Annotated in this window: 14 protein-coding genes; 3 read left to right on the forward strand and 11 right to left on the reverse strand. The window is 68.1% G+C overall.

The features are described from left to right. Positions 1 to 9: 9 nt before the first annotated feature. The 6 genes from EPO51_RS06480 to eno all read right to left on the reverse strand — a co-directional run bounded on the left by EPO51_RS06480 (position 10) and on the right by eno (position 5,883). On the reverse strand, positions 10 to 1,329 hold the full coding sequence (locus EPO51_RS06480) for a pyruvate dehydrogenase complex dihydrolipoamide acetyltransferase (protein WP_293347505.1): 1,320 nt from the start codon (positions 1,327 to 1,329) through the stop codon (positions 10 to 12). After that, positions 1,326 to 1,730, reverse strand: coding sequence for a GFA family protein (locus EPO51_RS06485; protein WP_293347508.1), 405 nt, complete (start codon positions 1,728 to 1,730; stop codon positions 1,326 to 1,328). The genes EPO51_RS06480 and EPO51_RS06485 overlap by 4 nt, the downstream gene beginning before the upstream one ends. Continuing rightward, the gene (locus EPO51_RS06490; RefSeq protein ID WP_293347511.1) at positions 1,727 to 3,142 is read right to left on the reverse strand and encodes a pyruvate dehydrogenase complex E1 component subunit beta; all 1,416 of its coding nucleotides are present in this window, start codon (positions 3,140 to 3,142) and stop codon (positions 1,727 to 1,729) included. The genes EPO51_RS06485 and EPO51_RS06490 overlap by 4 nt, the downstream gene beginning before the upstream one ends. Further along, entirely contained in the window at positions 3,139 to 4,188 is a 1,050-nt protein-coding gene (pdhA, locus tag EPO51_RS06495) for a pyruvate dehydrogenase (acetyl-transferring) E1 component subunit alpha (RefSeq protein ID WP_293347514.1), read from the reverse strand. Before pdhA ends, EPO51_RS06490 begins: the two co-directional genes overlap by 4 nt. A 49-nt stretch (positions 4,189 to 4,237) precedes the next feature. After that, complete coding sequence (locus EPO51_RS06500; protein ID WP_293347517.1) at positions 4,238 to 4,534, reverse strand: FtsB family cell division protein; 297 nt, start codon at positions 4,532 to 4,534, stop codon at positions 4,238 to 4,240. 68 nt (positions 4,535 to 4,602) lie between these two features. After that, entirely contained in the window at positions 4,603 to 5,883 is a 1,281-nt protein-coding gene (gene eno, locus EPO51_RS06505; RefSeq protein WP_293347520.1) for a phosphopyruvate hydratase, read from the reverse strand. Between the two features lie 119 nt (positions 5,884 to 6,002). Between eno and EPO51_RS06510 the strand changes: the two genes are divergently transcribed. Beyond that, the gene (locus tag EPO51_RS06510; protein ID WP_293347523.1) at positions 6,003 to 6,776 is read left to right on the forward strand and encodes an enoyl-CoA hydratase; all 774 of its coding nucleotides are present in this window, start codon (positions 6,003 to 6,005) and stop codon (positions 6,774 to 6,776) included. On the opposite strand, the gene EPO51_RS06515 is transcribed toward EPO51_RS06510, so the two are convergent. From EPO51_RS06515 to rpmF, 3 genes are all read right to left on the reverse strand, one after another. After that, entirely contained in the window at positions 6,777 to 7,286 is a 510-nt protein-coding gene (locus EPO51_RS06515; protein ID WP_293347526.1) for a hypothetical protein, read from the reverse strand. 22 nt (positions 7,287 to 7,308) lie between these two features. Then, complete coding sequence (locus EPO51_RS06520) at positions 7,309 to 8,745, reverse strand: alkaline phosphatase PhoX (protein ID WP_293347529.1); 1,437 nt, start codon at positions 8,743 to 8,745, stop codon at positions 7,309 to 7,311. Between the two features lie 135 nt (positions 8,746 to 8,880). After that, the gene (rpmF, locus tag EPO51_RS06525; RefSeq protein ID WP_068875442.1) at positions 8,881 to 9,063 is read right to left on the reverse strand and encodes a 50S ribosomal protein L32; all 183 of its coding nucleotides are present in this window, start codon (positions 9,061 to 9,063) and stop codon (positions 8,881 to 8,883) included. Positions 9,064 to 9,204: 141 nt separating this feature from the next. Between rpmF and EPO51_RS06530 the strand changes: the two genes are divergently transcribed. Beyond that, positions 9,205 to 9,612 carry an MAPEG family protein gene (locus tag EPO51_RS06530; protein WP_293347537.1) on the forward strand — a complete coding sequence of 136 codons (408 nt, stop codon included), beginning with the start codon at positions 9,205 to 9,207 and terminating at the stop codon, positions 9,610 to 9,612. Between the two features lie 52 nt (positions 9,613 to 9,664). Here the strand turns inward: EPO51_RS06530 and EPO51_RS06535 are convergent, their stop codons facing one another. After that, positions 9,665 to 11,305 carry a CTP synthase gene (locus EPO51_RS06535; protein ID WP_293347540.1) on the reverse strand — a complete coding sequence of 547 codons (1,641 nt, stop codon included), beginning with the start codon at positions 11,303 to 11,305 and terminating at the stop codon, positions 9,665 to 9,667. 61 nt (positions 11,306 to 11,366) lie between these two features. Beyond that, on the reverse strand, positions 11,367 to 11,795 hold the full coding sequence (gene secG / locus EPO51_RS06540) for a preprotein translocase subunit SecG (RefSeq protein ID WP_293347543.1): 429 nt from the start codon (positions 11,793 to 11,795) through the stop codon (positions 11,367 to 11,369). 140 nt (positions 11,796 to 11,935) lie between these two features. On the opposite strand from secG, the gene EPO51_RS06545 reads away from it, so the two are divergent. Continuing rightward, a complete protein-coding gene (locus EPO51_RS06545) occupies positions 11,936 to 12,475 on the forward strand; it encodes a GNAT family N-acetyltransferase (protein WP_293347546.1) in 540 nt (179 codons plus the stop codon). Positions 12,476 to 12,493: the final 18 nt, after the last annotated feature.

Consider the following 12,493-nt stretch of genomic DNA (forward strand, 5'->3'; position numbering starts at 1 on the left):
ACCTGAGCCTCAGACGATCATGTTGAGCGGGTCTTCGATCAGCGGCTTGAAGGCCGCCAGCCACTTGGCGCCCGTCGCCCCGTCCACCACCCGGTGATCGCAGGTCAGGGTGACAGACATCACCGTGGCGATCTCCAGCTTGTCGCCGCGCACCACGGGCCGCTTCTCGCCGACGCCCACCGACAGGATGGCGCCCTGGGGCTCGTTGATGATCGAGGCGAAGGACTTGATCCCGAACATGCCCAGGTTGGAGACCGAGAAGGTGCCGCCCTGGAACTCCTCGGGCTTCAGCTTCTTGTTCCGCGCCCGCTCGGCCAGATCCTTGGCCTCGGTGGCGATCTGGGCCAGGCCCTTGGTCTCCGCGCTGCGGATGATCGGGGTGATCAGGCCGCCGGGCACCGCCACCGCCATGGCGATGTCGGCGTGGTGGTGCATGGCGATGCCATCGGGCGTGTAGGAGGCGTTGGCTTCCGGCACGCGCATCAGGGCCACCGCGGCGGCCTTGATCACCAGGTCGTTGACGCTGACCTTTACGCCCTGCTTCTCCAGCATGGCGTTGATCTTCGCCCGGGCGGCCAGCAGTTCGTCGATTTCCAGATCGATGTTCAGCGGGAAGTGCGGCACGTCGCGGAAGCTGTCGGTCATCCGCCGCGCCACGGTCTTGCGCATGCCGTCCAGCGGGATCAGGTCGTAGCTGCCGGGTACGATGCCCATCTGTTCCAGCGTCTGGGCCTGGCGCGGCGCCGAAGCGGGAGCACCCGTGGCGGGCGCGGCGGTCGGAGCCGGTTTGCCCTGGCCGGGCTGGGCCTTGTCGATGTCCACCTTCACGATCCGCCCATGCGGGCCCGAGCCGGTCACGGCGGAGAGGTCGATCCCCTTCTGCTCGGCCAATCGCCGCGCCAGCGGCGAGGCGAAGATGCGAGCGCCGTCCGCAGCCTTGGCGGGCGCGGGCGCAGGTGCGGCCGCGGGAACCGGCGCAGGCTTCGGGGCCTCCGCCTTGGCGGGCTCAGGAGCCTGCGCCGGCGCGACCTCGGCCTTTGGCGCTGCCGCCTTGGGCGCCTCGGCCTTCGGAGCCGGCGCGGGCGTGTCGCCCTCCCCGGCCAGCCGGGCGATCGGGGTGTTGACCTTCACGCCCTCCGAGCCTTCGGCGACCAGGATCTCGTCGACGACCCCCTCGTCGACCGCCTCGACCTCCATCGTGGCCTTGTCGGTTTCGATCTCGGCGATCACGTCGCCGGACTTGACGGTGTCGCCCTTCTTCACGTGCCACTTGGCCAGCGTGCCCTCTTCCATCGTGGGCGAGAGGGCGGGCATGAGGATGTCCGTCATGCGTGTTCCTTGGAGAGATGCGCGAGGGCGGCCCCGTTGGCCTCCCAGTTCTGGCCGTCGAAGGCCTCGATGACGAGTTCAAGCCCGTCCACCGTGTCCAGGCACCGGCCGTTGACGCTCCAGCCGTCCGGGTTGGACCGCGGGCGGTAGAAGCTCTTGATCCCGCATTCCGAACAGAACAGGTGCTTCGCCACCCGGGTGTTGAAGGTGTACTCGGCCAGCCGATCCGCGCCCTTGGTCAGGCGGAAGCGGCTCTCCGGCACGATCACATGGACGTAGCCGGTCTTGGCGCACATGGAGCAGTTGCAGCTCTGCGCCAGGACCTGGGCCGGCAGCGCTGCCTCGAAGCGGACCCCGCCGCAGTGGCAGCCGCCCGCGCGCCAGGCGAAGGCCTCGCTCATTTGTACGAGACCGCCTTGGCCGCCTTCACGATCCGCTCCACCGAGGGCATGGACAGCGCCTCGAGGTTGGCGGCGTAAGGCAGGGGCACGTCCTCCTGGTGGACCCGGATCGGCGGGGCGTCGAGGTAGTCGAAGGCCAGTTCCGTCACCTTGGCCGCCACCTCGGCGCCGACGCCCATCGGGCCCCAGCCTTCCTCGACGGTGACCAGGCGGTTGGTCTTCCTCACGCTCTCGACGACCGTATCGATGTCCATGGGACGGATCGTGCGCAGGTCGACGACCTCGGCCTCGATACCGTCCTTGGCCAGTTCCTCGGCGGCGGCCAGGCAGAAGCCGACCATCCGGGAGTAGGCGACGAGTGTGACGTCCTTGCCCTGGCGGCGGACCTTGGCCTTGCCGATCGGCACGACCCAGTCGATCCCCTCCGGCACGTCGAACTCCTGACCGTAGAGCATCTCGTGCTCCAGGAAGACCACGGGGTTCGGGTCGCGGATCGCCGCTTTCAGCAGACCTTTCGCGTCGGCGGCGTCATAGGGCGCCAGCACCTTGAGGCCCGGCACGTGGCCGTACCAGGCCGCATAGTCCTGGCTGTGCTGGGCCCCGACCCGGGCTGCGGCGCCGTTCGGGCCGCGGAACACGATCGAGGTCCTGATCTGGCCGCCGGACATGTAGAGCGTCTTCGCGGCCGAATTGATAATATGATCAATGGCCTGCATGGCGAAGTTGAACGTCATGAACTCCACGATCGGCTTCAGCCCGGCCATCGCCGCGCCGACCCCCAGGCCGGCAAAGCCATACTCGGTGATCGGGGTGTCGATGACGCGCTTGGGACCGAACTCGTCCAGCAGGCCGCGCGAGACCTTGTAGGCGCCCTGATACTGCGCGACCTCTTCGCCCATCAGGAAGACGTCGCCGTCGCGCCGCATCTCCTCGGCCATGGCGTCGCGCAGGGCGTCGCGGACGGTCACCGTCACCAGGTTCACGCCTTCGGGCAGTTCCGGATCCTTCAGGATCTGCTTCGGCGTGACGGGCGCGGCCGCTTCGCCCTCGGGCCGCGGTTTCGCGTCGACTTCCGGAGGTTTGCGCTCGGGATCGCCCGAGGCTTCGGACCGGCTGGCCGGCGCAGGCTGGGCCTTGGGTTCGGGCTTGGCCTCGACCGCCTCGGCCGCCCCGCCCTCGCCGCCCAGGCGGGCGATGGGGGTGTTGACCTTCACCTCCTCGGAGCCTTCCGGCACGAGGATTTCGGAGATCACGCCCTCGTCTACGGCCTCGACCTCCATGGTCGCCTTGTCGGTCTCGATCTCGGCGATCACGTCGCCGGAGCGCACATTGTCGCCGACCTTCACGTGCCACTTGGCGAGGGTGCCCTCTTCCATCGTGGGCGAGAGCGCCGGCATCAGGATGTCGGTCACGCGCGCTGCTCCGTATAGACGTCGGTATAGAGTTCGGACGGATCCGGCTCGGGGCTCGTGCGGGCGAATTCCGCCGCGTCGGCGACGATCTTCTTCACCTCGGCGTCGATGGCCTTAAGCGCGGCCTCGTCTGCCCAGCCGCTCTTCTCCAGCAACTCCTCGACATGGTCGATCGGGTCGCGGGTCTTGCGCACCTCATCGACCTCCTCCCGCGTCCGGTACTTCGCCGGGTCGCTCATGGAGTGGCCGCGATAGCGGTAGGTCTTCATCTCGAGGATGTAGGGGCCATTGCCCGAGCGGGCGTGTTCGGCGGCCTTTTCGGTGGCGGCCTTGACGGCGAGCACATCCATGCCATCGACTTCCTCGCCGGGGATGTTGAACGACACCCCGCGCTTGAACAGCCGCGTCTCGGACGACGAGCGCTGGATCGCCGTGCCCATGGCGTACTGGTTGTTCTCGATCACATAGACGACCGGCAGCTTCCACAGCTCGGCCATGTTGAAGCTCTCGTAGACCTGACCCTGGTTGGCCGCACCATCGCCGAAGAAGGCGAAGCTGACCCGGCCGTCGCCGCGATAGGCGTTTGCCAGCGCCAGGCCCGTGCCCAGCGGCACCTGGGCGCCGACGATCCCGTGGCCGCCGTAGAAGTTGGCCTCGGTGGAGAACATGTGCATCGACCCGCCCTTGCCTTTGGACGAGCCCCCGATGCGGCCGGTGAGCTCGGCCATGACTTCCTTGGGGTCCATGCCGCTGGTCAGCATGTGGCCGTGGTCGCGGTAGCCGGTGATGACCTCGTCGCCCGCCTTTTTCGCCGCCTCGACGCCGACCGCGATGGCTTCCTGGCCGATGTAGAGGTGGCAGAAGCCGCCGATCAGGCCCATGCCGTAAAGCTGGCCGGCCCGCTCCTCGAAGCGGCGGATCAGCAGCATCTCGCGATAGTAGCCAAGGAGCTGTTCCTTGGTGACCTCGACCCCGCCCGTCTTGGGCTTTTCAGCCGAGCCATTGGCTTTCCGCCGACCGGTCGTGCCGGTCTGCCCGCGCGCCATGCGTCACTCCGTGATCTTCTTGATGGCTCCTAGGACCGACGAACCGGTCCTAGGGTTTCAATCGGATCACATAATCCCTCGGGTCGGCGAAGCCTAGCAGGGAGCGCGCCCTTTCCTCCAGGAGATCGGCGGAAAGGCTGGTGTCGCGCAGGAGTTGGGCCCGAACCTCCAGGTCGTGGCGCTGGGCGGTCAGCCTGGCGAGCTCCCGTGTCTTGGCCGCCAGCGCCTCGTCGCGCTGGTTCGAGCGCAACAGCCCGCCCTCGCCCGTGAAGGCATGCACCCCGAAATAGAAGATCAGGAGCGCGAGGGCGGCGGTGGAGAGGTACGGACGCAGGCGGGCGAGCACGATGATTCCCAGAAAGGTTGCGACCTTTGTCGCGCCGATTCCCCTAACGCGGCGCTAACCAAGCCTGCTCACAGGTTCCGCAGCGCACCCTTGCCGGCGTAGACCGCCTGGTCGCCCAGTTCCTCCTCGATGCGCAGGAGCTGGTTGTACTTGGCGGTCCGGTCCGAGCGGGCCAGAGAGCCGGTCTTGATCTGCCCGCAATTGGTGGCGACGGCCAGGTCGGCGATGGTCGAGTCCTCGGTCTCGCCCGAGCGGTGGCTCATCACCGCGGTGTAGCTGTTGCGGTGCGCCAGATCGACCGCGTCCAGGGTCTCCGACAGCGTGCCGATCTGGTTGACCTTCACCAGGATCGAATTGGCCAGGCCCTTGCCGATGCCCATGCCCAGCCGCTCTGGGTTGGTCACGAACAGGTCGTCGCCCACGAGCTGGATCTTGCCGCCGAGCCTATCCGTCAGCAGCTTCCAGCCCTCGAAGTCGTCCTCGCCGCAGCCGTCCTCGATGGTGACGATCGGGAACTTGGCGACCAGACCGGCCAGATAGTCGACCATGCCGGCCGGATCGACCGTCTTGCCCTCGCCTTCCATGACGTACTTGCCGCCCTTGAAGAACTCTGTGGAGGCCACGTCCAGGCCCAGGTGGAAGTCCTTGGCCGCCTTGTAGCCGGCGCTCTCGCCCGCCTTGACGATGAAGGCCAGGGCCTCTTCGGCCGAGCCAATGTTGGGGGCGAAGCCGCCCTCGTCGCCGACGTTGGTGTTGTGGCCGGCCGCCTTCAGCTGCGCTTTCAGGGCGTGGAAGATCTCGGCGCCCATCCGCAGGCCTTCCGCGAAGGTCTCCGCGCCGGTCGGCAGGATCATGAACTCCTGGATGTCGATGGGGTTATCCGCGTGGGCCCCACCGTTGATGATGTTCATCATCGGCACCGGCAGCACGCGGGCCGAGACGCCGCCCACGTACTTGTAGAGCGGCAGGGCGGCCGAGCTGGCCGCGGCCTTGGCGGTCGCCAGGCTGACGCCCAGGATGGCGTTGGCGCCCAGGCGTTCCTTGTTCTTCGTGCCGTCCAGCTCGATCAGCAGCCGGTCGATCCGGCGCTGGTCCTCGGCGTCCGAGCCCGACAGGGCGTCGTAGATCTCGCCGTTCACGGCCTCGACGGCCTTCAGCACGCCCTTGCCGCCATAGCGCGTCTTATCGCCGTCGCGCTTCTCCACCGCTTCGTGGGCGCCGGTCGAGGCGCCGGACGGCACCGCCGCGCGGCCCATCGAACCGTCTTCGAGGATCACGTCCACTTCCACGGTCGGGTTGCCCCGGCTGTCCAGGATCTCGCGGGCGGTGATGTCGACGATCTCGGTCATGGTCTTCCTCTGGCGGCGGGGAGCGGCTGGTGCTTAGCCAGCTTCTCGGCGTCGGGCAACGCCCGCCCTTGACGCCCCTTGCGGCAGCGGCCCATCCGAGGCGCACAAAGGAGTCCCGAATGCTGCTGGTCGAAAAGCCCCTGGACGGCGTCGCCGTCGTCACCCTGAACCGTCCCGAGGCGATGAACGCGCTCTCCAAGGCGCTCCGGGCCGCGCTGCAGACGGCCATCGCCGAGATGGACGCCGATCCCGGGGTGAAGGTGATCGTGCTGACCGGGGCCGGCGAGCGGGCCTTCACCGCCGGCCTGGACCTCAAGGAGCTCTCCACCGACCCGCTGGGCATGGGGGCCGCCAACGCGACGGACCCCGCCCAGAACCCGGCCCGCGCCGTGCTGGGCTGCTCCAAGCCGATCATCGGGGCGATCAACGGGGTGGCGATCACCGGCGGTTTCGAGGTGGCGCTGGCCTGCGACGTGCTGATCTGCTCGACCAACGCCCGTTTCGCCGACACCCACGCCCGGGTCGGGATCACGCCCGGCTGGGGACTGTCGCAGAAGCTGAGCCGCTGCATCGGACCCTATCGGGCCAAGGAGCTGTCGCTGACCGGGAATTTCCTGGACGCCGCCACAGCCTACGAGTGGGGCCTGGTGAACCGGGTGGTCGCGCCGGACGAGCTGATGCCGGCCGCCCTGCAGCTCGCCGCCCAGATGGCCGACATCGATGGCGACATGCTGGTCACCTACAAGGCCATGATCGACGACGGCTACGAGCTGGCCATGGGCGAGGGCCTCAAGCTCGAACACGCACGCTCGGTCACCCATAACCGCGAAGTCACCCCCGAGATGGTCGCCGCGCGCCGGGCCGCCGTGCAGGCGCGCGGCCGGAACCAATAGCTAGAGGCAGCCCTCGACGTATTCGATCGAAGGGCCGCCGACGTGGACCGTGTGAACGACGCCCTTCCGGTCGGTCTCGAAGCGGACCCCTCGCCTTCCCGCGACGGTCCAGGCGGTCAGGTAATGGGCCGGCTCCTCGTCGTACTTGTGGGTCTCGACGCGCAGGGTCCGTCCGTAGGCCTTGCGGATGTCGCCCTCGCGCGAGCCCACGCCGAAGCCGCGGTCGGTCCGCAGGGGACCGTCCTCGAACGTGCTGATGCGGGTGATGCGGCCGTTCTCGGCCATCGCCACCAGCCGCGGACCGCCCTCGGGGAAGGCGAGCTCGCGACAGGCCTCCGAGCTGACCCCGTCGTCGTCGCCGGGGACGATCAGGCGGAACTTCCGGACCGCCTCGGCCTCGGCCATGCCGATGCGCAGTTCGCCCCAGCCGTCCGGCGTCAGCGGCGGGACCGCGGCGGGCGCCCCCGCGACGAGGCCTGCGATCAGCGCGCTCAGCAACAGGTGCGTCATGTCCGCATCCTAGCGTGGAACGTCAGGCCTTGAACCGGCTCCATGGCCCGGTGACGGCAAGGGTCATGCCGGGCCAGTAGGCGTTGACGAACAGGGTCGTGCCGTCCGGCGAGAAACAGACGCCGGCCAGTTCGGTCGTCGGCAGCGCAGCGGCCGTCTCATCGCGGGCCAGTTTGCCCAGGGCGTAGACCTTGCCCGCGGGTGTAACCCCACGCAGGAAGTTCACGCCCCTGGACTCGACCTTGTCTTCGCAGACCACCAGATGGCCCCACGGCGCCACTGCGAGGTTGTCGCACATGTTCATGACCCGGTTGTCCGTCGACTCCACGAAGAGCTGCAGCCGGCCGGGCTCGTCCTTTTCGCGCGCATCGCCCTCGAACCGGCTGGGCTTGTAGCGCAGGATCTGCCCGAGCCGGCCCGGCCCGCCGCTGGTGCAGGTGAAATAGAGCTCGCCCCTGCCAAAGAAGATCCCTTCGCCGCGCGCGAACCAGGCGGCGCCCTTGGCGTGGCCGCGGTCGCGCAGGTCGCCGTCGGGATTGTGGACCCCCTCCAGATCGATCCAGACCGCGTCTTTCCAGGCGCCGGGCGCCCAGTCCTTCCCGTCCCAGTTGCGGCTGTCGCCGCCGTCCCGGAATCCCAGGGCCTGCAGCCGACCGCCCTTGGCCGGGACGAGGCGGTCGTTGGGCAGGAAACGGTAGAACAGGCCGCGGCCGTCGGTCTCGTCCTCCGTGAGGTAGGCGACGCCGGTGCGGGGATCGATGCAGACCGCCTCGTGCTTGAAGCGTCCCATCCCGGTGATCGGCGCGGGCTGGGCCAGCCCCTTGTGCCGGCTGGGCACTTCGAACACCCAGCCGTGCGATTTTCCCAGGGTCTGGCCGTCCGCGTTCGGCCCTGCCGAGCGCAGGACTTCCTCGCAGGTGAGCCACGATCCCCAGGGCGTGACCCCGCCCGCGCAATTGGTGCTGCTGCCTGCCAGGCTGAGATGGGAGCTCTCCAGCCGGCGTTTCCTCACGTCATAGACCAGGGTGGTGGTCCCGCCGCTCAGCGCCCAATCGTCCTGATTGCGGTCGTAGACCAGGTTCCGGTCCACCTTGCCGCGCAGTTCCGGGTTCTTGCCGTAAGCTCCCAGGTGCAGCTCCGTCGGTCGGAGCTCCTGGTTGCGAACCAGGATCACGCGGTCGCGGTCCAGGGGGAAGCAGCCCATGCCGTCCAGCTTGTGCGGGGTCAGCAGCCCGTCGCTCATCGGGTCGCCCGCCCGCTGGACCACCGTGTACGAAAAGCCCTCCGGCAGGTCGAACACGCCCGCGGGGTCGGGCTTCAGCGGCCCGTAGCCCGCCGCCTCGTTGACATAGGCCGCGCCCGCGGGCTCGGCGGCCACGGCGTCGGCGAAGCGCGAGAAGCCGGCGAAGGCGGCGCCGGTCGCGGCGGCGGACAGCAGGTGGCGGCGTGAAAGCGTCATCGAATCCCCCGTACGGCGCCACCCTATTTCGAAGAGGCTCTACGGCGTCATGACATTTGGCGAGCGGCCGGAAACGCAAAACGCCGGCCTCGCGGCCGGCGTCTGGGAGTCGCACGCTGATGCGCGAGGAAGCGCTTAGTCTTCCTTCGGCGTCAGGACCTGGCGGCCCTTGTACATGCCGGTCTTCAGATCGACATGGTGCGGACGCTTCAGCTCGCCCGTTTCCTTGTCCTCGTGGAACGAGTTCGGGCCGAGCGCATGGTGCGAACGGCGCATGTTCCGCCGCGACGGCGAAGTTTTGCGTTTAGGAACAGCCATCGGAAATCTCGCCGGCGTGGAAAATGATTGCGGCGGCCGGGGTGGGCCGCCTGCGTGAGCGGGGGCTTATGCATGAAACGCCACGCGCGATCAAGCCGTCTGAGCTAGCTTACGCTGTCAGCGGGCATCCAAGGGCTCATCATGCCGCAGGAACTCATCTTCGCGCCTATGGGAGCGATGGCGCTCCTCACCTTCATCGTCCTGGGTTTCATCCCCGCCACCCGGTTCCGGGCCGTGTTCGCGCGGCAGGTGACACCCGACGATTTCAAGCTGGGCGAATCACCCCGCGTCCCGCCGCACGTGGCGGTGACCAACCGCAACTTCATGAACCTGCTCGAGCTGCCGATGCTCTTCTACGTGGCCGGGCTCATGTACTACGTCGCCGGCCGGGTCGATCAGACCGCGCTCGCGCTCGCCTGGACCTATGTGGGCCTGCGGGCGATCCATTCGGTGATCCACCTCGGCTACAACAAGGTCACCCACCGGCTGGCAGCCTACGCGGCCTCGAATCTCGTGCTCGCGGCCTTCTGGGTGATGTTCTTCATCTGACCAGCCACGACGCCGACGTGGTCTTCCGTCCCTGCGAAGGGGAGGAAAAAATCTAGACCAGTCGGCTCCGGTTGCGCGCGGCGCCGATGAAGCTGGCGAACAGGGGGTGCGGGTCGAACGGGCGGCTCTTGAGTTCCGGGTGGAACTGCACGCCCACGAACCACGGGTGGTCCTGGCGCTCGCACAGCTCGGGCAGCACCCCGTCCGGCGAGAGGCCGGAGAAGCTCAGTCCGGTCTTCTCGATGGCGTCGCGGTAAGCGATGTTCACCTCGTAGCGGTGCCGGTGGCGCTCGGAGATGGTGGGCGTGCCGTAGATCTCCGCGACCCGGCTCCCGGGCGTCAGCACCGCCTCGTAGGCCCCGCAGCGCATGGTGCCGCCGAGGTTGTCGCCCTCCCCCCGGATTTCCTTCTCGTTACCGCGCACCCACTCGGTCATCAGGCCGACGATGGGCTCGGACGTCGGGCCGAACTCCGTCGACGACGCCTTCTTGATCCCGGCCAGGTTCCGCGCCGCCTCGATCATCGCCATCTGCATGCCGAAGCAGATGCCGAAGTACGGGATGGCGTGCTCGCGGGCGAAGCGCACCGACTGGATCATGCCCTCCGAGCCGCGTTCGCCGAAGGCGCCGGGCACCAGCACTCCGTGGACGTTGGTCAGCCGCTCGCTGATCATCGCCTCTTCGCGCTCGAAGACCTCGCCCTCGATCCAGTCCAGCTTGACGCGGACGTTGTTGGCCACGCCGCCGTGGATCAGGGCCTCGATCAGGGATTTGTAGGCGTCGGTCAGCGCCGTGTACTTGCCCACGATGGCGATGTTCACCTCGCCGTCCGGATGGCTCAGCCGGTGGGAGATATCCTCCCAGCGCGTCAGGTCCGGCTTGGGCGCGCTGTCGGTGAGACCGAAGACGTCCAGCACTTCGGCGTCCAAGCCCTGGCGGTGGTAGTCCAGCGGCACGGCGTAGATGTTGTCGCTGTCCATCGCCTGGATGACCGCGCTGGGGCGCACGTTGCAGAACAGGCCCAGCTTCTTCCGCTCGCTCTCCGGGATCGGCATTTCGCAGCGGCAGAGCAGGATGTCGGGCTGGATGCCGATCGAGCGCAGCTCCTTCACGGAGTGCTGGGTCGGCTTGGTCTTCATCTCGCCGGCCGTCTTGATGTAGGGCAGCAACGTCAGGTGGATGAAACAGGCGTGGCCGCGCGGAAGCTCCTGGCCCAGTTGGCGGATCGCCTCGAAGAACGGCAGGCCCTCGATGTCGCCGACGGTGCCGCCCACCTCGACCAGCACGAAATCGACGCCCTCGCCTGGATCGGACAGGACGAAGTCCTTGATCTCGCCAGTGACGTGCGGAATCACCTGGACGGTGGCGCCCAGGTAGTCCCCGCGCCGCTCCTTCTCGATGATCGTCTTGTAGATCTGGCCCGTGGTGATGTTGTCCGCGCGCGTCGCGTTGACGCCCGTGAACCGCTCGTAGTGGCCGAGGTCGAGGTCGGTCTCCGCGCCGTCGTCGGTGACGAACACCTCCCCGTGCTGGGTCGGACTCATCGTGCCCGGATCCACGTTGAGATACGGGTCGAGCTTACGAAGGCGGACCTTGTAGCCTCGCGCCTGCAAAAGCGCGCCGAGTGCGGCGGACGCGAGACCTTTACCCAGGGAAGAGACCACGCCGCCGGTGATGAAGATGTACCGGGCCATGGGCGTTCAGAGTAGCCGCGATTCGGTCACGGCGCCCCGCGGGTTTGCTGTCTATCCACGACTACTTTTGGGCCGGCGCGGCCGCCCCGGTCTCAGGCGTGCCGAAGGGATTGTTGAGCGTGGGCGTCGGGGCCTGCAGCGGGGCCGGGGCGCTGCCCGCGGGGCCGGGCTGGGCCGTACCGGCCGGCGGCTCCGGCGGGGCGCGGTTCAGTTCGGCCGGGTTCACGGCGTTGACCTTCATCCGGTCGACGACCGAGGCCGCGCCGCGCTCGCGGCCGGACACGATGGTCAGCAGCAGGCCCAGGATGAAGAAGATGCTGCCCAGGATCCAGGTGATGCGGGTCAGCAGGTCCCCCGCGCCGCGCACCGAAACCAGCGAGTTCGTCCCCCCGCTGACCAGCCCGCCGCCCTCGGAGCGCTGCAGCAGCACCACGACCACGAGGAAGAATGCGACGATGACCTCGATCACCAGCAGCAGGTTCAGCAGCATAGGACAGACTTTCCAGTGCGTTCGGTGCGCTCAGGCGGCCACACCCCGCCGAAATGAAGCGCGCGCTCTATCACCGCGCCCGCCCCAACGCCATAGCTAGTGCGTCGCACCCGAGGAACAATGGGTGTGGGGGCAAGAGGATGATACTCGATCCGAAGCGTCTTCCGATCCTGGAGACGGAGCGGCTGCGGCTGGAGCCCCTCACCGCCGCGGACGCCACGCATCTCTATCCGATCATGGGCGACCCTGAGGTGATGGCCTACTGGGACGTGCCTGAGGTCGAGGACCCGGACATCGTGGCGGGGGTCGTCCAGGGCCAGGTCGACGCCATGACCGGGGGCCGCGCGATCTACTGGGCGATGCGCACCCTGGCCGATCGGGCATTCGTGGGGTCGTGCGAACTCTCCGAGATCGATCGCGGGCATCGCCGCGCCGAGATCGGCTTCATGGTGGGCCGTGACGCCTGGGATCGGGGCTATCCGCTGGAGGCCATGCGCACGGTGATCGCGTTCGCGGCCACGAGCGGCCTGCGCAGGCTCAGCGCCCGCACCCACCTGGGCGCCCGCCGCTCCGAGGCCTTGCTCGAGACTCTTGGCTTCACCGAGGAAGGCCTGCTCCGAGGCCACATCCTGAAGGACGGGGAGCGCCGCGACTGCCGCATGTTCGGGCTTCTGCTCTAGCCGGCGGGACCCTATCTC

Source organism: Phenylobacterium sp., assembly GCF_004297125.1.
Classification (GTDB): Bacteria; Pseudomonadota; Alphaproteobacteria; order Caulobacterales; family Caulobacteraceae; genus Phenylobacterium.